Annotated in this window: 15 protein-coding genes; 8 read left to right on the top strand and 7 right to left on the bottom strand. The window is 65.9% G+C overall.

The annotated features are described in order from the left end of the window. Window positions 1–5 precede the first annotated feature (5 nt). A complete protein-coding gene (locus WHZ77_RS18440) occupies window positions 6–884 on the bottom strand; it encodes an SDR family oxidoreductase (RefSeq protein WP_375309237.1) in 879 nt (292 codons plus the stop codon). Window positions 885–977: 93 nt separating this feature from the next. Here WHZ77_RS18440 and WHZ77_RS18435 point away from each other — a divergent pair, with 93 nt between their 5' ends. Together WHZ77_RS18435 and WHZ77_RS18430 are read left to right on the top strand one after the other, a co-directional pair. Further along, entirely contained in the window at window positions 978–1,817 is an 840-nt protein-coding gene (locus WHZ77_RS18435) for a helix-turn-helix transcriptional regulator (RefSeq protein WP_375309236.1), read from the top strand. 56 nt (window positions 1,818–1,873) lie between these two features. Then, window positions 1,874–3,961, top strand: a complete 2,088-nt coding sequence (locus WHZ77_RS18430) for a tetratricopeptide repeat protein (RefSeq protein ID WP_375309235.1) — start codon at window positions 1,874–1,876, stop codon at window positions 3,959–3,961. Here WHZ77_RS18430 and WHZ77_RS18425 read toward each other — a convergent pair. Together WHZ77_RS18425 and WHZ77_RS18420 are read right to left on the bottom strand one after the other, a co-directional pair. Then, window positions 3,958–5,190 carry an NAD(P)/FAD-dependent oxidoreductase gene (locus WHZ77_RS18425; RefSeq protein WP_375309234.1) on the bottom strand — a complete coding sequence of 411 codons (1,233 nt, stop codon included), beginning with the start codon at window positions 5,188–5,190 and terminating at the stop codon, window positions 3,958–3,960. The two genes, WHZ77_RS18430 and WHZ77_RS18425, sit on opposite strands and share 4 nt — an antisense overlap. Window positions 5,191–5,254: 64 nt before the next feature. Beyond that, window positions 5,255–8,323, bottom strand: coding sequence for an Rne/Rng family ribonuclease (locus tag WHZ77_RS18420; protein WP_375309233.1), 3,069 nt, complete (start codon window positions 8,321–8,323; stop codon window positions 5,255–5,257). Window positions 8,324–9,029: 706 nt separating this feature from the next. Between WHZ77_RS18420 and WHZ77_RS18415 the strand changes: the two genes are divergently transcribed. From WHZ77_RS18415 to WHZ77_RS18400, 4 genes are all read left to right on the top strand, one after another. Beyond that, window positions 9,030–10,322, top strand: coding sequence for an N-acetylmuramoyl-L-alanine amidase (locus tag WHZ77_RS18415; protein WP_375309232.1), 1,293 nt, complete (start codon window positions 9,030–9,032; stop codon window positions 10,320–10,322). A gap of 280 nt (window positions 10,323–10,602) precedes the next feature. Continuing rightward, entirely contained in the window at window positions 10,603–13,107 is a 2,505-nt protein-coding gene (locus tag WHZ77_RS18410; protein ID WP_375309231.1) for a penicillin-binding protein 1A, read from the top strand. 108 nt (window positions 13,108–13,215) lie between these two features. After that, a protein-coding gene (gene prfB, locus WHZ77_RS18405; protein ID WP_151641854.1) for a peptide chain release factor 2 occupies window positions 13,216–14,347 on the top strand; the annotation gives its coding sequence in 2 pieces (ribosomal slippage) (window positions 13,216–13,284 and window positions 13,286–14,347; 1,131 coding nt in all). After that, the gene (locus WHZ77_RS18400) at window positions 14,347–15,228 is read left to right on the top strand and encodes an NAD(P)-dependent oxidoreductase (RefSeq protein WP_375309230.1); all 882 of its coding nucleotides are present in this window, start codon (window positions 14,347–14,349) and stop codon (window positions 15,226–15,228) included. Before prfB ends, WHZ77_RS18400 begins: the two co-directional genes overlap by 1 nt. A 112-nt stretch (window positions 15,229–15,340) precedes the next feature. Here the strand turns inward: WHZ77_RS18400 and WHZ77_RS18395 are convergent. Next, a protein-coding gene (locus WHZ77_RS18395; protein WP_375309229.1) for an IS630 family transposase occupies window positions 15,341–16,289 on the bottom strand; the annotation gives its coding sequence in 2 pieces (ribosomal slippage) (window positions 15,341–15,952 and window positions 15,954–16,289; 948 coding nt in all). Window positions 16,290–16,405: 116 nt separating this feature from the next. Between WHZ77_RS18395 and WHZ77_RS18390 the strand changes: the two genes are divergently transcribed. Both WHZ77_RS18390 and WHZ77_RS18385 read left to right on the top strand, forming a co-directional pair. Next, window positions 16,406–17,317, top strand: coding sequence for a DMT family transporter (locus tag WHZ77_RS18390; RefSeq protein ID WP_375309228.1), 912 nt, complete (start codon window positions 16,406–16,408; stop codon window positions 17,315–17,317). Between the two features lie 108 nt (window positions 17,318–17,425). Beyond that, a complete protein-coding gene (locus tag WHZ77_RS18385) occupies window positions 17,426–18,661 on the top strand; it encodes an ABC transporter substrate-binding protein (protein ID WP_375309227.1) in 1,236 nt (411 codons plus the stop codon). Here the strand turns inward: WHZ77_RS18385 and WHZ77_RS18380 are convergent, their stop codons facing one another. From WHZ77_RS18380 to WHZ77_RS18370, 3 genes are read right to left on the bottom strand one after another with little or no spacing between them, the layout of a single operon-like run. After that, on the bottom strand, window positions 18,662–19,900 hold the full coding sequence (locus tag WHZ77_RS18380; protein ID WP_375309226.1) for an O-antigen ligase family protein: 1,239 nt from the start codon (window positions 19,898–19,900) through the stop codon (window positions 18,662–18,664). Next, window positions 19,897–21,291: a glycosyltransferase family 4 protein gene (locus tag WHZ77_RS18375; RefSeq protein ID WP_375309225.1), complete on the bottom strand. Its 1,395-nt coding sequence runs from the start codon at window positions 21,289–21,291 to the stop codon at window positions 19,897–19,899. Before WHZ77_RS18375 ends, WHZ77_RS18380 begins: the two co-directional genes overlap by 4 nt. Continuing rightward, a complete protein-coding gene (locus WHZ77_RS18370; protein ID WP_375309224.1) occupies window positions 21,288–22,028 on the bottom strand; it encodes an ABC transporter ATP-binding protein in 741 nt (246 codons plus the stop codon). Before WHZ77_RS18370 ends, WHZ77_RS18375 begins: the two co-directional genes overlap by 4 nt. Window positions 22,029–22,030 lie beyond the last annotated feature (2 nt).

Genomic DNA, 22,030 nt, shown 5'->3' with positions numbered 1-22,030 from the left:
CGCCGTCAGACCTTGAAGTAACAGGGCTGGTCGAGATCCTCGATCAGCCCTTTTTCTTTGGGCTCCCAGCCGAGCAGGGCGCGTGTCTTTGCGCTCGAGGTCGGAACGTCGATGGATGCGAACCGCGCGAACCAGCCGAAATGCGCCTCGGCTTCATCAGCGGATTTCGAGACCACGGGCACCCCGAGCCGCCGGCCGATCACTTCTGCGATCGCCTTGAACGGCACGCCTTCCTCGGCGATCGCATGATAGTGCTTCGCGGTGGCGCCTTGCTCCAGCGCGAGGCGGTAGACGCGCGCGGCATCGATGCGATGCGCGGCCGGCCAGCGGTTGCCGCCATCGCCGATATAGGCGGCCACGCCTTTCTCGCGCGCGAGATTGATGAGGATCGGAACGAAGCCGTGATCGCCCTCGCCATGCGTGGACGGTGGAAGCCGAACTGCGGCGGCGCGTACGCCGGCGAGCGACAGCGCCGCCGATTCCGACACGCGCGGGAAATGTTTCGCGGCCTCGTCTTCCTCGGTCGCGAGCCGTCCGGGCGCGAGCAGGGCGACGCCTGAGGTGACGATGAGCGGCCGTTCGGAGCCCCTCAGCTCCTCGCCGAGCGCCAGGATGGCGCGACGGTCCAGCTCGCAATTGTCGAGGAATTTCGAGAAGTCATGATTGAAGCCGAGGTGCAGGACACCATCGGACGCGGCCGCGCCGCTGCGCAACGAGGCGTGGTCCTCCAGGGAGCCGCGATGGACCTCGGCGCCCATGGCCGTGAGCGTCGCGGCGCCGGCGTCCGAGCGGGCAAGGCCGGTAACCCGATGGCCGGCGGCGATCAGGTCCCGCACGACGGCGGAGCCGACGAAGCCGGTGGCGCCGGTGACGAATACACGCATGAGGCAATCTCCAGAGGGTTGGTGGCGGCAACCATCTGCGCTACCATTATCCGGGTAAAGTAGTGACCTTATCAGGGTATAATGGCTAACAGGATGAGCGAGACCACGACCGCTGAAAACCTGCTCGGGACCTACCTGAAGGACCGCCGCACCCGGCTTGATGCTGCCGCGTTCGGCCTCGGTGGCAGCCGCAGGCGCACGCCCGGGCTGCGCCGCGAGGAGGTGGCCCAGCGCGCCAATATCAGCTCGACCTGGTACACATGGCTGGAGCAAGGCCGTGGCGGGGCGCCGTCGGCCGACGTGCTCGATCGCATCGCCCGTGCGCTGATGCTGACCGACGTCGAGCGGGAGCACCTGTTCCTGATTGGCCTCGGCCGGCCGCCCGAGGTGGTGCGCTACCAGGCCGCCGAAGGCGTGTCACCGCGACTGCAACGCGTGCTCGATGCGCTCGCATTCAGCCCCGCGCTGGTCCGGACCGCGACCTGGGACGTCGTCGCCTGGAACCGGGCCGCGAGCGCGGTGCTGACGGACTATGGCGCGATCCCGCCGGGACAGCGCAACATCCTGCGCTTCATCTTCTGCGATCCGCGCGTGCGCGCCGCGCAATATGACTGGGACAGTGTCGCCCGCTTCGTGGTGGCGGCGTTTCGGGCCGACGCCGCCCGTGCGGGCGCCGTCTCGCATGTCGCAGACTTCGTCGATGAGCTCTGCCGCACCAGCCCGGAATTCGCGGCGCTCTGGCGCGACAACGACGTGCGCCATCATGGCGACGGCACCAAGCGGCTGAGGCACCCCGTCCACGGCACCATGTCGTTCGAATATTCGAGCTTCAACGTCGAGGGCCGCTCCGACCTCAGCATGATCGTCTACAACCCGGCGACGCCGGAGGACGCCGAGCGGATCAAAAAGCTGCTGGCCGAGCGCGCCGACTGACGGATTTTGCCAGCTCGCGCGTTTAACCCGCATCTGACCTCGAAGGGGCGAGCGGCGTGGTGGGCAAGGCGACGGTTGATCAGATTGTGCTGCAGGCGGCGGAGCATTTTTCGGCGGGCCGGCCGAATGAGGCCGACGCGCTCTGCGCCGAAGTGTTGAAGGGCGAGCCGGATCATGTGCCGGCGCTGCATCTTGCGGCCGTAGCCGCCTTCGTCACCGACCGCGCGTCCGATGGTGCCGCGCTGCTCGGCCGCGTCTTCGCCGTCGATCCCGGGCACGCGCCGGCACTCGTCACGCTCGGCGATGCGCTTGCGGTGAAGGGCGAGCAGGAGGGTGCGGTGGCCGCATTCCGGCGCGCGCTGGTCAGGCGTCCGGACGATGCGGGTCTGCACAACAAGCTCGGCGTGGCGCTTGGTGAGCTCGCCCGTTTCGACGAGGCCGAAGCCGCCTATCGCCGCGCGCTTGCGCTCGACGCGCACCTGACGCGCGCCTGCTTCAATCTCGCCGTCGTGCTTGCGGAGCAGGGACGGTTGACCGAAGCGGAGGACGCCTATCGCGCGGTGATCGCGCGGGAGCCGGCCTTTCGCGGCGTCTGGCTCAATCTCGGCAATCTCCTGATGACACAGATGCGGCTGAGCGAAGCGGAGAGCGCTTACCGTCACGCCCTCGACACCGATCCCGATGATCCCGGGCTGCTCGGCAATCTCGGCGCCGCGCTCTATCGGCAAGGATTGCTCGAGGACGCCATCGTCCAGTACCGGCGCGCCGTTGCCCTCCAGCCGGACAACGCTCCGGCGCTGCGTCTGCTCGGGTTGGTGCTGCATGAGGCCGGTCACCTGCCGGAAGCGGCCGAAATGTACAGGCAGTCCTTCGCGCTCGATCCTGCGGATCATTTGATCGCAAACAATCTCGGCGCCTGCCTGTCGGAGCTCGGCACACTGGACGAGGCGATCGCCGCCTGCGAGCACGCGCTGCTGCTGAAGCCTGATTACGCGCCGGCCTGGACCAATCTCGGCATCATCTTCGAGAAGCAGGAGCGCGTCGCGGATGCCGTGGCGGCGCATCGCTGCGCGGTCGTGGCCGATCCCGCCTATGCCAAGGGCCAGGCCAATCTCGCGGTCGCGCTGCGCAACGCCGGCGAGATCGACGAGGCGCTCGCCGTCTCGCATCGCGCCATCGCGCTCGATCCGGAGCGGCCGCTGGCGCAGTACAATCACGCGCATTTCCTGCTGATGAACGGCGACTTCGTGAACGGGTTCGAGGCCTATCGCTGGCGGCGCAAATGCAAGACGCTGTCGGACGGCGATCCTTCATTCATCGAGCCGGAATGGCAGGGCGAGCCGCTGAACGGCCGCACGCTGCTGCTGTTTGCCGAATACGGTCTCGGCGATGCCCTGCATTTCGTGCGCTATGTGCCGATGGTGGCTGCGCGCGGCGGAAGGATCATCCTGCAGGTTCAGCCCGCGCTGGCCGCGCTGTTGCGGCAGCTTCCCGGTGCCACCGTCATCGCGCGCGGCGAGAAGCTGCCGCCGTTCGACCTGCAACTGCCGCTGATGAGCCTGCCGCGCGTGTTCGGCACGACGCTCGACAACATCCCTGCCGAGATTCCGTATCTGCACGCCGATCCCGGAAGACTGTCGCGCTGGCGTGCTGCGTTGGCCGATGTCACAGCCCTGAAAGTTGGCGTGGCCTGGGCCGGCAATCCCAGGCACAAGGGCGACCGGCAACGCTCGCTGCCTGCCGCAGCCGTGCTGCCGCGCCTCGTGATGCCGGGGGTGCAGCTCTACAGCCTGCAAAAGGAACCGCGGCCCGAGGATGGCGAGGTGCTGGCGGCGCTTGGCGACGACGTCGTCGATCTTGCGCCGGCGCTCGGCGATTTCGCCGATACGGCGGCTGCCGTCGCAGCGCTCGATCTCGTCATCGCGGTCGACACGTCGGTCGCTCATCTCGCCGGCGCGCTCGGACGTCCGGTGTGGATGCTGACGCCTTACGCGCTCGACTGGCGCTGGCTGCGCGATCGCGAGGACAGTCCCTGGTATCCGACCATGCGGCTGTTCCGCCAGCGCAGGCCCCGCGAATGGGACGACCCGCTGCTGCGCGTCTCGGCCGCGCTCGCGGTGCTCGCGGCGAAGACCGAAATCTAGAACCGCTCCGGCCGGTATGGCGCCAGATCGATCGCCGGCGTCTCGCCGTTCATCATCTCCGCGAGCAGGCGTCCCGTTGCGGGCCCGAGCGTAAAGCCCTGGTGGCCGTGGCCGAAATTCATCCAGAGGCCGGGGTGGCGTGGGGCGGGGCCGAGCACGGGGAGCATGTCGGGCGTGCAGGGACGGGTGCCGAACCACGGGTCCGGCTCGACGCGTTTGCCAAGGTCGATCAGCTCGCGGGCGGAGGCTTCGGCGCTGGTGAGCTGCACCGGCGTTGCGAGCGCGTCCTGCCCCGTCAGCTCGGCGCCGGTGGTGATGCGGATGCCCTTGGCCATCGGGCCCATGGCGTAGCCGCGGGCGGTATCGACCAGCGGCAGGTCGAGCGATGTGCCGCCGCTGTAATGCATGTGGTAGCCGCGCTTGCGCACCAACGGAATGCGATAGCCGAACTTCTGCAACAGATCAGGCGACCACGGCCCGAGCGTCACGACGGCTGCGGCGGCATCGATGCGCCCCCTGTCCGTGTCGACGGACCAGCCGCTCGCGGTCTGCAGCAAGGTCTGGGCATCGCCGACCAGGATGGTGCCGCCGAGGCGTTCGAACAGATCGGCATAGGCCGTGACCAGCGCGCCGGGATCGGACACGGTCCAGGTGTCGAGCCAGTGAATGGCGCCGGGGAGATCGTCGCGCAGGATCGGCTCGGCCTTGGTGAGTTCGCTGCCCGAGAGCACGCGAAAATTCACGCCGAAATCCCGGCGGTTTTCCTCCGCCGTCTGGATCGCGAGATCGAATGCGGCGGGGTCCCGATGCAGCATGCGGTAGCCGGCGCGGCGGATGAGATTGTCGGCATGGGCTTCGCGGATGAGAACGTCGTGCTCGCCGGTTGCATAGCCGATCAGGCGTGCCCACGCCGCGATCGCTTCGCGGTGGCGCTTCGGCGCCGAATGCCACCAATAGCGGAGCAGGGGCTCGATATGGAGGTGAAGCGAGGACAGGCTGTAGCGCACGTCGTTGGTGCGGCCGGTTGCGATCTTCAACAGCGTGGCAAGGTCGCGCGGCATCGGATAGGGCCGCACGGCTTCCGCCTGGATCATGCCGGCATTGCCGTAGCTGGTCTCGCGGCCCGGCTCCCTGCGATCGACCAGCGTTACCGACCAGCCGCGCCGTTGCAAATGGAGCGCGGCCCCCACGCCCACCATGCCGCCACCGAGAACGATTGCACTTTTCATTCGAATGACCTCGCCAAATCAAAACCGCCCGGCTTGGCCGGGCGGTTTCGTCTGGATTTCCTTTTTATTCGCCGCCGCCGAACCGGCGGGACCACCAGCCGGCGCGACGCGGTGCGGTCGACGTTTCAGCCGCCGCTGCCGGTGCGGGTTCGGGTGCAGGCGGAGCAGCCGGCTCCGGCGCCGATGCAACCGGCGCTGCGGGCTCGCTCGGGCTGCTCGACAGGAAGCTCACCTTTTCCCGGACCGTTGAACGGCGCCGTGCGGCCTTGTCGTCGGCGGGCTCCTCCTCTGCGACCGCGGGCTGAGGTTGGGCCGGCGCTTCGGTTTGCGGCTCGAAACGTAGCTCGGGCTGAGCGACCTGCGGCTCGACAATGTCGACGTGCTCGGAATGCGCGATCGAGGGCGCAGCCTCGCCGCTCGCCCCGTCGAAATCGGCGACGGCATCGGTCGCTTCCGGCGGCGCATTGCCGCCGAGTTCGTCACCGATCGAGCCGGCGAGACCTTCCTCGTTGCCACCGCGCCGACGGCGTCCGCCACGGCGACCGCGCCGGCGGCGGCGATCGCCGTTGCCTTGCTGATCGCCACGGGCTGCCTGCTCCTCGCCGTCCTCGCCGCCATCCTGCTCAGACTCGGTGTCCTCTTCGCCTTCGCCGGCCGCGAGTGCCGGTTCGGGAAGGGTGGGCGGGCTGTCTTCGCGAAGCTCACCATCGCGCGGGCCACGGCCGCGGCGGCGGCGGCGGCGCTTGCGGCGCTGTCCGTCCTGCTCAGTCGCCGTGTCACCGGCAGCCTGCTCCTCGGTGAGACCTTCGGTCTCCTCGGTCTCGACCTCGGATTCGGTCTCCAGATCGAACTCCTCGTCGTCATAGGGCTCTTCAACGAGCGGCGGCGGGCTCGCGGCCACCTGCGCTGCGAGCAGCGCCTTGGCGGCCTCGAGCGTGTGCACCTGCTCGCCGCGGTCGATGAGATAGGCCTGCGGGCCGCTGACGCTGGGGTCGGCGATGACCGCCAGGGAGACCTTGAAGCCGTTTTCGAGATCGCGCAGATGACCGCGCTTGTGGTTCAGCACGTAGAGCGCGACGTCAGTGCGGGTACGGACCACCAGATTGTGGGTCGCGCCCTTCATCAGGATCTCTTCGAGGCCGCGCAGCAGCTGGAGCGCCACCGAGGACACCGAGCGGACATGGCCGGTGCCGCCGCAATGCGGGCAGGGATCGGTCGACGATTCCAGCACGCTGGCGCGGATGCGCTGGCGCGACATCTCGAGCAGGCCGAAATGCGAGATGCGGCCGACCTGGATGCGCGCGCGATCCTGCCTGAGGCAATCGGACAGCTTGCGCTCGACGGCGCGGTTGTTGCGCTTCTCGTCCATGTCGATGAAGTCGATGACGATCAGGCCGGCGAGGTCGCGCAGGCGAAGCTGGCGGGCGACCTCTTCGGACGCCTCCAGATTGGTCTTGAGCGCGGTGTCCTCGATGTGATGCTCGCGGGTCGATCGGCCGGAGTTGACGTCGATCGAGACCAGCGCCTCGGTCTGGTTGATCACGATATAGCCGCCGGAGCGCAGCTGCACCGTCGGAGAGAACATCGCGTCCAGCTGACTCTCGACGCCCATCCGCGAGAACAGCGGCTGGCCGTCGCGATACTGCTTCACCGCGCTGACATTGGCGGGCATCAGCATCTTCATGAAGTCGCGCGCCTCGCGGTAGCCGGATTCGCCGGCCACCGAGATCTCGTCGATCTCCTTGTTGTAGAGATCGCGCAGCGACCGCTTGATGAGCGAGCCTTCCTCGTAGACGAGGGTCGGGGCCTGCGACTTCAGCGTCAGGTCGCGCACCGTCTCCCACATCCGGATCAGATATTCGAAGTCGCGCTTGATCTCGGGCTTGGTGCGGGCGGCGCCCGCGGTGCGCAGGATGATCCCCATGCCCTCGGGCACGTCGAGGTCCTGCACCACTTCCTTCAGGCGGGAACGGTCCTGCGCGCTGGTGATCTTGCGGCTGATGCCGCCGCCGCGCGCGGTGTTGGGCATCAACACGGCATAGCGGCCGGCGAGCGAGAGATAGGTCGTCAGCGCCGCGCCCTTGTTGCCGCGCTCTTCCTTGACCACCTGCACCAGCATCACCTGGCGGCGCTTGATGACTTCCTGGATCTTGTACTGGCGGCGCGGGCGGAAGGTGCGCTCCGGCACTTCCTCCAGCACGTCGTCACCGCCGACGGATTCGACGAGTTCCTCTTCGGCTTCCTCGCCGTCCTCGTCCTCATCGTCCTCCTCGTCGGAGTCGTGATGATGGGCCTCATCGCTCTCGCCGGCGGCGTACACCGCATCGGCCGGTTCAGCCGAGGCGGTCACGGCTTCGGCCAGGGCCTCGGCGTGTGCCTCGGAGGCGGCAGCTTCGTGCGGCTCGGCGGCGGCCTCGGTCGCGACCACAGGCTCGGCACCAAAGGCCGCGACGGGCGCAGGGGTCTCGTCGGTATGATCATGGTCGTGATGATCGTGCTCGCCGTCATGACCATGATCATCATGATCGTGGGCGTGATGGTGATCGTCATCATGGGCATGATGATCATCGTCGTGATCATGTTCGCCATGGTCGTGGTCGTGGTGATCGTGTCCTTCGTGCTCGCCATGAAGCTCCGCATCGGCGTGCAGATGCTCGCCTTCGTGCAATGCGCCCTCGGCGTGCTCCGGCCGTGCCTCGCCCTCGACCGGCTGGGCCGCCAGATCGGAGCCTTCGACGATGTCGCTGCGGACGCGTTCGCCCTGGCTGCGACGGCGGGAGTTGCGGTGGCGTGAGCGGCGGCGGCCGTGGGAGCGGTTCTCGCTCTCTTCCTCGGCTTCGCGATGGGCCTGTTCTTCGGCCTCGATCAGCGCCTGCCGGTCGGCGACCGGGATCTGGTAGTAGTCGGGATGGATTTCGCTGAAGGCGAGGAAGCCGTGGCGGTTGCCGCCATACTCGACGAAGGCGGCCTGCAGCGAGGGTTCGACCCGCGTGACCTTGGCGAGGTAAATGTTCCCGCGCAGTTGCTTGCGTTGCGCGGTCTCGAAATCAAACTCTTCGACGCGATTGCCGCGGACCACGACGACCCGGGTCTCTTCCGGGTGGGTGGCATCGATCAACATCTTGTTGGGCATGTCTTAGCTCTTGGCGGCGGCGGGCGCGATTCACCGTGGGCGCCATGATGTGCGCTGCCGGGTGACGCGACGGTCCACCTGATTCGGGGGTGAGGGGAAGGCCGAAACGCCGTCTCTCGCGCCTTGCCGGACCGGAAGCCGAAGGGCCGAAGCGGCGCGCGGGATTGTCTCTCCGCAGCGTCGCGAATGGTCCTTCAGAATTCGTCGGCACAGTCTGGCGCATCAAGCGTCGGCCCGTATGAAACACTGGGCGGCGAGGCCGCCCTTCAATCAGTTGCTGCTGGCCAGGCATGGCGCGAGCGCGCTCGCCTTGGGATTACGAACCGCCCCCTTGGGATTAAGGGACCGGGTAACGGGTTACGCCGCTGTCAGAACCGTCCCGGACACACAGTGGTAACCGGGGACCGTCCACCGCCGGGTACTTGCCCCGCTCCATCTCGCTGCCGCGCACCGCGCTGGTCTTTGAGAGAAACGGAAAACGCTGGAATTCCCAAACCTTGAGAGTTCCGGCGCTGCACCGGGAGGCTGAATGCGACACAACCGGAAATATCGGCCGTCAGCACTCCGTACATACGTGGAATGGACCATCCGTGCAAGGAGCGTCGCACCGCGGTCACAGTCGGCAAGTTTCGCGTCTCCGTCATTAAGGATCGTTTAACCCTGTAGTTCTATTGCCTTAAAAGGGCTGCTCGGAGGCACGGAATCGGTGGCGAGCCGCGCAAATCAAAGGGTTTTGCTGGGATGCGCGCTTCTCTGCGCCGCAGCATTGCCATGTGCTGATTCTTCGCGCCTGAAGGCAGCGGAAAGTCAGGCGCAACCCTCTGTTGCGGCAGTAAAGTTTCCCGTCGCCTCGGCCGCCCGGCTGGCCGGCGACGGCAAGCAGACCCGCTTCATCCTCGACATCGATCAAGCCGTCACGTTCCGCGCGGTGATGCTCGCCGACCCTTACCGCGTGGTGGTCGACGTTCCCCAGGTCAATTTTCAGCTGCCCGCCGGCACCGGGGCCGGGGGGCGGGGACTGGTCAAGGCCTTCCGCTACGGGCTGGTCATGCCCGGCGGATCGCGAATCGTGTTCGATCTGACGGGGCCGGCCAAGATCGCCAATTCGTATGTGCTGGAGGCGGCCAACGGCCAGCCGGCCCGGCTCGTGCTCGAGCTGGAGGAGGTCGATCGCGCCGCCTTCATGCAGTCGCTGCCGCCGGAAAGCCGCCCCGAGCTGAGGCCCGCCATCGCCGAGGCGCCGCCCGCGACGGTTCCCGCCGCCCCCGCCGAGGCGGCGCAGCAGAAAGCGGATGGCCGCCCCATCGTCGTGATCGATCCCGGTCATGGCGGCATCGATAACGGCACCCAGTCCAGCGGCGAGAGCGAGAAGAACCTGGTTCTCGCCTTCGGCCTGGCGCTCCGCGACAGGCTGGAGAAAGCCGGCAAATACCGTGTGGTGATGACGCGGGACGACGACACCTTCATCCCCCTCAACGACCGGACCAAAGTCGCCCGTAACCTCAAGGCCGCGCTGTTCGTCTCTATTCACGCCGACGCGCTGCCGCGCGCGGAAGGCGATGCGCAGGGCGCCACGATCTACACGCTGTCCGACAAGGCCTCCGACGCCGAGGCCCAGCGTCTGGCGGATGCGGAAAACCGGGCGGACGCGATCGCGGGCTTCAACCTCGCGGAGGAGCCGACCGATGTCGCGGACATCCTGATCGACCTCACTCAACGGGAAACCCGCACCTTTTCAAACCGTTTCGCCCGCCTTTTGATGGGTGAAATGAAGTCGACCGTGCGGATGCACAAGCATCCCCTGAAGTCGGCAGGCTTTCGGGTGCTGAAGGCGCCCGACGTGCCGTCGGTCCTGGTCGAGATCGGCTACGTCTCCAACAAGGGCGATCTTGAGCACCTGGTGTCGGATGGTTGGCGGTCGAAAGCCGTGGGCTCGATGGCGCAGGCGATCGACGGGTTCCTGACCAAGCGGATGGCGACGGCCGGACCGTCGAACTGAGCAAGGGATTCTGAGAAGGGTTTTCCGTCCCGGCGCAAAAGCCCTAGTTTGGCCACAGCGGACGCTTTATAAAAACGCCGCAGGGGGTTCCGGAATCGAAGAGAATCCCCGTTCGGCAAGCGTCTTTAGGTCCGGCACGGATGGTATTGAGTCGGCCGGTGAATTCGCGACGTGAGATTGGCGCCTCTTTTGGTTCGGGTGCCTTTAGTTTCGGTGCCCTGGGCTGTGATCTTGGGCTGTGATCTTGGGCTGATCCAGAGTTTGAACGGATAAACAGATAATGCGCTTGCTGGTGCGGTTCATGGGCTTCCTGTTCGCCGCGGGAACGGTGGTGTTCCTTGTCGGTGTCGGGGCCGTGGCAGGCCTGATCTGGCATTTCTCCAAGGACTTGCCGGACTACTCTCAGCTTCAGGATTACGAGCCGCCGGTGATGACCCGCGTGCACGCGGTCGACGGCTCGCTGCTCGGCGAATACGCCAAGGAGCGGCGGCTGTATCTGCCGATCCAGGCGGTGCCGAAGCTCGTGATCAACGCGTTCCTCGCGGCCGAGGACAAGAATTTCTACGAACATGGCGGCATCGACTACACCGGCATGGCGCGCGCCGGCGTGGCCTACATCCAGAATTACGGCTCGAACCGCCGTCCGCAGGGCGCCTCCACCATCACCCAGCAGGTCGCCAAGAACTTCCTGCTCACCAACGAGGTCTCCTTCGCCCGCAAGATCAAGGAAGCCTTGCTGGCGATGCGGATCGAGAAGACCTATTCGAAGGACAAGATCCTCGAACTGTATCTGAACGAGATCTATCTCGGCCTCGGCGCCTACGGCATCGCGGCCGCTTCGCTGGTCTATTTCGACAAGTCGGTGAACGAGCTGACGGTGGCGGAAGCGTCCTATCTCGCGGCGCTGCCGAAGATGCCCGCCACGCTGCATCCGGTGCGCAACCGCGACCGCGCCATCGAGCGCCGCAATTACGTGATCGACCGTCTGCTGGAGAACGGCTGGATCAAGCAGGCCGACGCCGACAAGGCCCGCAAGGAGCCGCTGGCCGTCACCAGCCGCTCCAACGGTGCTCACACCTTCGCCGGCGAGTATTTCGCCGAGGAAGTCCGCCGCGACATCTTCGAACGCTACGGCGAGAAGAAGCTCTACGAGGGCGGGCTCTCGGTCCGCACCACGCTCGATCCGAAGATCCAGGTCATGGCGCGCAAGGCCATGGTCGCCGGCCTCGTGAACTATGACGAGCAGCAGGGCTATCGCGGCGCCATGAGCAAGCTCGATACGTCGGGCGACTGGGGCGTGAAGCTCGCCGAGATCAAGTCGCTCTCCGACATCTCGCCATGGCGCATGGCGGTGGTGCTGGAGACCAGCGACCAGTCGGCGCGGATCGGTTTCCAGCCGAGCCGTGAGCTCGGCGGCGCCGTGAGCAAGCAGCGTGAGACCGGCCTCATCACGGCCGACGGCGTGCGCTGGGCGAGGGCGGCCCAAGGCAACGCCAAGGGCAGGACCCCGACATCGGTCGCGCAGGTGTTGCAGCCCGGCGACGTGATCTATGCCGATCCGCTTTACTCCAAGGAGGGACAGCCGGTCGAAGGCCAGTACCGGCTGCGCCAGATCCCCGAAGTGTCCGGCGCGATGGTGGCAATGGATCCCTGGACCGGCCGCGTGCTCGCGATGGTCGGCGGCTTCTCGTTCGACCAGAGCCAGTTCAACCGCGCCACGCAGGCCTACCGTCAGCCGGGCTCGTCGTTCAAGCCGATCGTTTATTCGGCCGCGCTCGACAATGGCTATACGCCCTCGACCGTCGTGCTCGACGCGCCGATCGAAATCGACCAGGGCCAGGGCGCCGGCGTGTGGCGGCCCGAGAACTTCTCCTCGGGCAAGTTTCAGGGTCCGGTGACGCTGCGCAACGCGCTGCGGCAATCGCTCAACACCGTGACGGTGCGGCTCGCGCAGGACATCGGCATGCCGCTGATCGGCGAATATGCCCGCCGCTTCGGCGTTTATGACGAACTGCCGAACTATCTCTCCTACGCGCTCGGCGCCGGCGAGACGACGGCAATGCGCATGGTCACGGCCTATTCGATGCTCGCCAATGGCGGCCGCCGGGTGAAGCCGACCCTAATCGACCGCATCCAGGACCGCTACGGCCACACCATCTTCAAGCACGATCAGCGCGAATGCCGCGGCTGCGACGCGCCGGGCGGCTGGAAGAACCAGGCCGAGCCGCAACTGATCGACCGCCGCGAGCAGGTGCTGGATTCCATGACCGCCTATCAGATCACCGAGCTGATGGAGGGCGTCGTGCAGGCCGGCACCGCGACCGTGGTCAAGGAGGTCGGCAAGCCGATCGCCGGCAAGACCGGTACGACCAACGAGGCCAAGGACGCCTGGTTCGTCGGCTTCTCGCCCGACGTCGCCGTTGCCATCTATATGGGCTACGACAAGCCGCGTCCGCTCGGCAAAGGCAACGCCGCGACCGGCGGCCATCTGGCCGCTCCGATCGCGCGCGATTTCCTGAAGCTCGCGCTCGCCGACAAGCCTGCCGTTCCGTTCAAGGTGCCGGCCGGCATCAAGCTGGTCCGCGTCGTCGCCAAGACCGGCATGCGTGCCGGCCCCGGCGAGACCGGCGGAACCATCCTCGAAGCGTTCAAGCCGGGCACGGCGCCGCCGGACAATTACTCCGTCATCGGCGTTGCCGATGCCGACGGCCGCATGCCGGCGTCGCAACAGCAGCAGCCGGATTCCGGCTTCTTCATGCGGCCGGGCACCGGCGGGCTGTACTAGCGTATAAGGCGGACGATCGCGGCCGCAGCGGTTGCGCTTTGCGGCCGCCGCCGCTACACCGCGATCTCAATTGCACGCGGAAACAATTCCGCGAGATCAGAGAACGACATGCGCGCCGAAATCGAACGGTTGGTAGAAGAGATCAAGCAGTCGGTCGGGCTGCTGAGGAGGCATCTTTGACGTCGAGAAGTCGACGGCGCGCCTCGCTGAGCTGAACAAGCTCGCAGAAGATCCCAACCTCTGGAACGATCCCCAGAAGGCCCAGAAACTGATGCAGGAGCGCACCTCGCTTGAGGATTCGCTGTCCGGCATCGGCAAGGTCGAGCAGGAGCTCGAAGACGACATCGGCATGATCGAGCTCGGCGAGGCCGAGGGCGACACCGGCGTCGTGGCCGAAGCTGAAGCTGCGCTGAAAGCCCTCAAGAAGGAAGTCGCCCGGCGCGAGCTCGAGGCGCTGCTGTCGGGCGAGGCCGACCGGTTCGATTCTTATCTCGAAGTCCATGCCGGCGCCGGCGGCACCGAGAGCCAGGACTGGGCGCAGATGCTCTTGCGCATGTACACGCGCTGGGCCGAGACGCACGGCTTCAAGGTCGAGTTCCTCGAAGAGTCCGAGGGCGAAGAAGCGGGCATCAAGTCCGCGACGATCCAGGTCTCCGGCCACAACGCCTATGGCTGGCTGAAGACCGAGGCCGGCGTGCACCGCCTGGTGCGCATTTCGCCGTTCGATTCCAACGCGCGCCGGCACACCTCGTTCTCGAGCGTGCAGGTGTTCCCGGTCATCGACGACAGCATCAAGATCGACATCAAGGAATCCGACGTCCGCGTCGACACCATGCGTTCGGGCGGCGCCGGCGGCCAGCACGTCAACAAGACCGAATCCGCGGTGCGCCTGACGCATATCCCGACCGGCGTTGCCGTGGTCTGCCAGGCAGGCCGCTCGCAGCACAAGAACAAGGCGCAGGCCTGGGACATGCTGCGTGCACGCCTTTACGAGATCGAGCTGAAGAAGCGCGAGGAGAAGGCCGCTGCCGACCAGGCCGCCAAGACCGATATCGGCTGGGGCCACCAGATCCGCTCCTACGTGCTGCAGCCCTATCAGATGGTGAAGGATCTGCGCACGGGCGTGCAGACCTCCGACACCTCGGGCGTGCTCAACGGCGAGCTCGACGACTTCATGGCCGCGACGCTGGCGCAACGCGCCTTCGGCACCCCGGGTGCCGACATCGAGGACGTCGATTGATGCCGCGCGTCGCCTTCATCGGGCTTGGGCGGATGGGCCACGGCATGGCCGGCCGCTATCTCGATGCCGGCTTCACGGTGACGCTGTGGAATCGCAGCAAGGCAAAAGCCGAAAACCTGATCGCGCGCGGCGCGCAATGGGCGACCTCGCCCGAAGATGCCGCGATCGACGCCGACGCGGTTGTGACCATGGTGGCCGACGACGAAGCCTCGCGCGCGGTCTGGCTTGGGCCCATGGGCGCGGCCAAGTCGGCGAAATCAGGCACCATCGCGATCGAATGCTCCACCGTCTCCCATGACCACGCCCGCGAGATGGGCCGAGAACTCAACGCGCGCAGCCTCATCTATCTCGATTGCCCCGTGACGGGTTTGCCGGATGCGGCCGCTGCCGGGAAACTGACCCTGCTGGTCGGCGCCAACGCGGCTGACCTCGATCGCGCGCGACCCTATCTCGAGCCAATCGGCTCGACCATCCGCCATTTCGGACCAGTTGGCAGTGGCACAGTCTACAAGCTCATCAACAATTTGATGGGCGCGATCCAGATCGCCGGCCTCGCCGAAGGTCTCGCGATCGCGGAGCAGGCCGGGCTCGACATGAACCTGGTGCTGGAGTCGATCCAGGCGGGTGTGGCCGCAAGCCCGCAGGTGCAGCGCCATTCCAGGCGCATGGTCGCCCGCGATTTCAGCGGCGCGACGTTCACGGCGGCACTGCGGCACAAGGATGCCGCCTATGCCGTCAAGCTCGCAGAGAGCCTGCTGGCCGACAAGCCGCTGGTCTCGCGCGCCGCGGTCGAGTCCTACGCGCAAGCGAAGGCCGCAATGCCCGACGATGATGAGGGCAAGATGATCGAGCTGGTGTCGCGGCCGAAGATGCCGATCTAGCTGGACGCATCGACATGGGGCAGCCTCGTTCGCCCTGTCGCTCCTGAATACGACAATTCCAAGCCTCATCGGAAATCGGGTGGCGCGATCCGTCCGCCTGGACTAGAGCGTTTCATTTTTTGATAGAAGCGTATCCGGCATTAACGAAGTAGTTGCTGCATTCGCTGGGCAGAACGCTTCTGACGAGGTTGCCGATGTGGTCGCAGGCGTCGTCGATCGTGCGCTTCTGTGCGATGCGCATCCAGTGCTTGATCTTGGCGAAGACTTGCTCGATCGGGTTGAGGTCGGGTGAGTACGGCGGCAGGTACCACAGTCTTGCGCCGGCTTTCCGGATCATCTGCCGGACGGTCGGGGACTTGTGGCTACCGAGATTATCCATGACGACGATGTCGCCCGGTTTGAGCACTTTGACGAGTTGCTGTTCGACATAGGCGCGGAAGCTTTCGCCGTTGATCGGTCCGTCGAACACGCAAGGCGCAGTGAGCTGGTCAGAGCGTAGGGCACCGAGGAAGGTCAGGGTTCGCCAGTGACCGTGCGGCGCAAAGCCGCGCAACCGCTCGCCCTTGGATCCCCAGCCGCGCAACGGGGCCATGTTGGTCTTGATCCAGGTCTCGTCGATGAACACCAGGCGGCTTGGATCGAGGCGATCCTGCAAGCTGCGCCAGCGCTGCCGCCGCCGCGCGACGTCGGCGCGACCCTGCTCAAGGGCGAACAGTGTTTTTTTTGAAGCTGAGACCTTCGCGTCGCAGGAAGGTCCATACCGCATGGTGTGAGACTTTCACGCCTCGCGCGGCAAGCTCGTCCTTCAGCCCGTGCAGCGTTAGATGTGGCGTCTGCCTGATCCGCTCCACGATGAACGCTCGATGCGGCCCCAGAACCGGCTTACGGTGACCGCCCATCTTGCCCGGCGCCACCGAACCCGTCGCGCGATAGCGCTGCCTCCACTTCACGACGGACGACACTGCAACATCGAACCGGGCCGCCACAGCATGGCAACTCTCGCCGGATTCCACCGCCTTCACGGCTCGTTCACGAAGATCATTCGAAAGAGGTCGGACCATCTGATGCTGGCCTCCGATCCAGCCAGCATCTTGAATCACAAACCGCCGCCCGACGGAATCCCTCCCGATTCAATCAATCGATGAACCGCTCTAGGTCGTCCGCCGAGGTGAAACGCATGTCCCCCAACGACAACCGGATCGACGCGCGAGACTGGTTGCTGCTGGCCGTGCTCTCGGTCCTCTGGGGCGGCTCGTTCTTCTTCAATGGCGCGGCGCTGCGGGAATTGCCGCCGCTGACGCTGGTGTTGCTGCGCGTCGCGCTCGGCGCGGCCATCCTGCTGCCGCTCATGCGCATGCAGAGGGTCGCTTTTCCCAGGGGGCTTGCCGGCTGGACGCCGTTCGTCACGATCGGGCTGCTTAACAACGTCATCCCGTTCTCGCTGATCGTGATCGGCCAGACTTTCATTCCGAGCGGACTGGCGTCGATCCTGAATGCGACCACGCCGTTGTTCACGGTGATGGTGATGGCCGCGGCAGGCGAAGAAGCCTTGCAGATGCGGCGCGTCGCCGGCGTGGCGCTCGGCATTCTCGGCGTGATCATCCTGCGCGGGTGGGGCATCGAGACGAAAGCGGGGCAGGGGCTCGGTATTTTGCTCTGCCTTGGCGGCGCGTTCAGCTATGGCTTTGCGGCACTCGCCGCGCGGCGGCTGTTGAAGGACTCCGCCCCGCTCGGCACGGCGACGTTTCAGCTGATGGCGTCCACGGTGATGATGGCCGTCGTTGCAGGTGCTGTCGAGCAGCCATGGCATCTGCCGATCCCTGGCCTTACGACCTGGCTCGCCGTGCTTGGCCTTGCCGGCCTGTCGAGGGCGCTCGCTTACATCGTCTTCTTTCAGATCATACAGCGCTCTGGCGCGAGCAACGTCATGCTGGTGACGCTGCTCATTCCCGTCACCGCCATTCTTCTGGGATCGCTGGTGCTGGGTGAGCCGATGTCGGCGCGCGAGATCGCGGGCGCGTTCGTCATCGGTAGTGCGCTGCTCGTGATCGACGGCCGCATTCTGAATCTGCTGCGCCGCACGGTGTAGGTTCCAGATCGCTGTTTCACCGTGCGGAAAATCGCGGCGCTTGCCAGCCGCGCGCTGCCTTGCGACACTCCCGGCAAAACAAGACTACAAAATACAGGGGAGAGAACGATGCCGGGTCGTCGCAAAAGCCTTGCTGCCCTCGCCATGCTTGCCGCCGGCGTGCTCGTCACGACACCGGCCTCGGCGCAGAAGACATACGACCCCGGAGCGACCGACACCGAAGTGAAGATCGGCAACATCATGCCCTATAGCGGGCCGGCCTCGTCCTATGGTGTGATCGGCAAGACCGAGGCTGCCTTCTTCAAGATGATCAACGACCAGGGCGGCATCAACGGTCGCAAGATCAATTTCATCAGCTATGACGACGCCTATTCGCCGCCGAAGGCGATCGAGCAGGCACGCAAGCTGGTCGAAAGCGACGAGGTCCTTTTGATCTTCCAGCCGCTCGGCACGCCCTCGAACTCCGCGATCATGAAATACATGAACGCCAAGAAGGTGCCGCAGCTCTTCGTTGCCTCCGGCGGCACCAAGTTCGGCGATCCCAAGAATTTCCCGTGGACCATGGGTTTTCAGCCGAACTACCAGAGCGAGGGAAGGATTTACGCGAAATATATCCGTGACAAGTTTCCGAACAGCAAGATCGCGGTGCTCTGGCAAAATGACGACGCCGGCAAGGATCAGTTCAAGGGATTGAAGGACGGCCTCGGCGACAAGGTGAACATGATCATCGCCGACAAATCCTACGAGGTCAGCGATCCCTCGATCGACTCGCAGATCGTCGCCCTGCACGATTCCGGCGCGGACATCTTCTTCTCGTGGGCTGCGCCAAAAGGTTCGGCGCAGGCAATCCGGAAGGTCGGCGAGCTCGGCTGGAAGCCGAAATTCTTTCTCGCCAACACGGCCACCTCCATCGCGTCGGTGCTGAAGCCCGCCGGGCTCGACTATGCCAGGGACATCATCTCGACTGCGTATCTGAAGGACCCGACCGATCCGACCTGGGACAAGGATCCGGCCGTGGTGAAGTGGCGCGAGTTCATGGACAAATATTACCCCGATGGCGACAAGACCAATGCCAACAATCTCTATGGCTATGTGCAGGCCGAGGCGATGGCGCAGGTCCTGAAGCAGTGCGGCGACAACCTCACGCGCGAGAACGCGATGAAGCAGGCCACCAGCCTGAAGAATTTCCACACCGACCTGATGCTACCCGGCATCATGGTCAACACGTCGGCCGATGATTACTTCCCCATCGAGCAGATGCAACTGATGCGCTTCAACGGGCAAGCCTGGGAGCTGTTCGGCGACGTCATCACCGGCGAGGTCGGCCACGAGCGCAGCCAGTAGTCAGGGCCGGCTGCGCTTCAGCACCATGCCGCCGGCAACGCCGACGCCGAGCACATACATCCACCCCTCGTGGAAATCGAACAGGTGCGAGTTCAGCAGCGAGCTCGCGATGTTCTGAACGACAGCGACGAGACCGATCCAGGCGGCAAGATCTCGGCCCAGGAACAGGCGAAGGTGGGCGATCCACATCGCGTAGAGAAGGACGACGCCGAGCAGGCCCCATTGCATGGCGACGTTGAGGGTCTGGTTGTGCGGATTGCTGACGATCTCCGCATCGAGGATGCTTCCGCTGGTGGCGGCGCGCTCGAATTGCCGCTTGATCGATCCGGTGCCATGGCCGATCAGAGGGGCCTCAGTGAAGGCGTGAAGCCCCTTGCGCCAATAGGTCAGCCGCTGCGCGGTCGATGCGCGGCTGATGTCCTCATGGCCACGGTGATATTCGACGGCGATGTCGGTGATGCGCTGGCGCAGATAGGGCGACGTCGTCCAGGCCAGCGCGCTCGCCGCGACAGCGCCCGCGAGCAGGAGCAGTGCCGCCCGCCGGCCGAGATGCCTCCAGGCAAACAGGGCGAGCAGCACGGCGATGCAAAGCAGCGCCGTGCGGGCGGATGCGACGAACACCATGTTGGTGACGAACAGCAGGATCAGCGCCAGGCACGCACCCGCGGCGACCACGCGTCCGTCGCGCCAGAAAGTCAGCGCGGGCAGCGCGAGCGCGACGGCGCAGAGCGTGAATTCCTGGCTCTGGTCGATGTAGTTCTTGACGGGAACGCCTGCCGACGCCGTCGCAGTGATCTTCCAGGCGGGATCGAGCAACACGATCCAGGAATAGACCGCAAGCAGCGCGCAGGAGCCAAGAAAGGCGAGGCAGACCCACAAGCCGCGCTCCGACCGGCTGAAATGGTAGAGGAACGCCGGGATCAGCACGAGCTTGGCGACCGGCTTGATCGCATGCAGCCGGTCCGCCCACAGTCCGTCGGACCAGAGCGTACCGACGAGGGCGAGCAGCAGAAAGGCAAAAGGCAGGGCGAACGCAGGCCGGGCGAGTTGCCGCCCATAGTCGCGCCAATCGATTGTCGGCGTCACCGCCAGCAGCCAGAGGCCGACGAGGATCGACGGCGCCGTGGTCGACCAGGGCAGCGAGGCCGCGATCAGGACGGCGAGCCCATCGGTGGTCCCCGTCAACGCGGCCGAATTGCCGAGGGCGGGCCTGCGGCCATGTCCGCATTCGGCGTTCATCCGTACGATGCCAGCTGTGCGGCGGCGAGGCTTGCGCCGGGCGCCTCATGTCCGAGGAAATCGCGGGCCTGGGTCTCATAGCCGAAACGCTCGGCGAGCTCGCTGCGTCGCGCCTTGATCCTGCCGCGCCATTCCTCCTGCCGCGCCAGCACCCGGGTGACGGAAGCGGCGATCGAGTCGGTCGAGAACGGATCGAAATAGTCGGCAAGCTCGCCCGCGACCTCGCGGAACACCGCGATATCAGAGCACAGCACCGGCGTGTTCGCGGCAAGCGCCTCGATGATCGGCACGCCAAAGCCTTCGGCGAAGCTCGGCATGATCAGTCCATGGGCTTCGGCGATGAGGGCTGCCTTCTCGTGCTCGTCGACATAGCCGGCGAAGCGAACGTTTGGCGGCAGATTGCGCATCCGGTTGATCTCGCCGGCATAGCCGATCACGACGAGGTCGGCCTGCGGCACGCCGCGGAAGGCGCGGATGACGGTGGCGACGTTCTTGCGCGGTTCGTTCGAGACGATGACGACAAAGCTCGGCCGCCCCGGACGCCCCGACGGGGCTGGCAGGTGCAGGACATCCGGGGCGTCGAACCGGGTGCGGGGATACACGACCCGCGCCGGCAGGTGGGCAAATTGCGGCAACAGGTCCCTGAACCGCATCATGCTGTAGTTTGAGACGAAGGCGAGCTCGTCGGCCTGCCGCAGGCTGGTGAACAAGCGCGACAGGAACAGCCGTGTCGCGACATCGCTGAGCTTGAGGTCGGTGAGCGGCAGCAGATCGTGGACCACGCAGATCACCTTGGCGCCCGGTTTGCGCCGGATCGCGACCCGCGTCGGCGTGTCCACCACGATGACGTCGTAGTCGCGCGCGTCGACCCGCGGCGGCGGCAGCAGGAAGAAGGCGGAGGAATCCTGATAGCTGTAGAAGCCGGGCTCGAGCTGGAACTCGCGGAACAGCTCGAGGTGGCGCAGGTCGGGCGGGACGTATTCGAGCGCGCCGGTCTTGTTCTCGATCCGCCGGGCATTCAGTCCGCGCAGGCCGATGGCGCGCAGGAAGCAGAGGACGTAGTCCGGCGATACCGACATGGCCGCCTTGTGGCGCAGCCAGTCGAGCGTGCGCCGCAGACCGTTGCGCGCCAGCGGCTCGGCCATGTTGATCTCGTCAAGGAAACGATAGAGCGCGAGCAGCTCGATGTTGCGCGCCTCCGACGGAAACAGCTTTGTCCGCAGCTCGCGCCGGCGCAGCTTGCGATAGCGCCGCGAGGTCTCGACCAGCAGCGTCAGCTCATGGCCCTCGGCCGCGAGCGAGCGCATCAGCTCGCGCGTGAAGTGGAAGATGCCGCGCTTGTGGTTGGGCTCGCCCAGCGCCTCGGAGACGACAAGGATGGTCTGTTTCATGCGCGTTTCTCGCGGAGCTCGAAGGCGTGCGTGGCCGGTGGCTCGACCGTCACGGTCGAGGCGATGCGACCGTGGTCGAGGTTGATGATGCTGGAGCAGGTGCGCCGCAGCAGCGGCTGGTCGTGCGAGGCGATGATCACGATCGCCGCCTGCGAGACGAGGTTTTGCAGCCGCCGCTCGGCTTTCTCCGCAAAATGCTCGTCGACGACGCTGAGCCATTCGTCGAGCAGGAGGATGTCGGCCGGGAAGGCGGTGGCGGTGGCGAACAGCACGCGCATCAGCATTCCCGAGGAGAACATCCGCAAGGGCAGCCGCTGCATCCGCGTCTCGAGCTCGGTGAAGGCCCAGATCTCGTCAATCACGCTACGGGTCGGCTTGCGGCCGCCGATCCGCAGCAGCAGTGCGATGTTGTCCTCCGCCACGAAATCCAGGTTGACGCCGGCGTTCAGGCCGAGCAGGGGCACGATGTTGCCCCTGACCGCAAGGCGGCCGGTGCTCGGCGGGTACACGCCAGCGATGAGGCGCAGCAGCGTCGACTTGCCGGAGCCGTTGGGGCCGGCAAGCCCGATGCGGGCGCCGGGTTCGGCCTCGATCGTGACATTGTCGACGGCGCGGATGGTCCGCATCTCGCCCGGCTCGCGGATGAGGTGACCGAGCAGCCGCCGCTTCAGCGAGAAGTCGTAGGCGCCGTAGAGCGGATAGTCGAGACAGACGTTGCGCAGGCTGATCGAGACCATGG

Source organism: Bradyrhizobium sp. A5, assembly GCF_042076515.1.
Taxonomy (GTDB): Bacteria; Pseudomonadota; Alphaproteobacteria; order Rhizobiales; family Xanthobacteraceae; genus Bradyrhizobium; species Bradyrhizobium cosmicum.
Note: the sequence above shows the minus strand (reverse complement) of the source record. Positions and strands in the feature narration are given on the sequence as shown.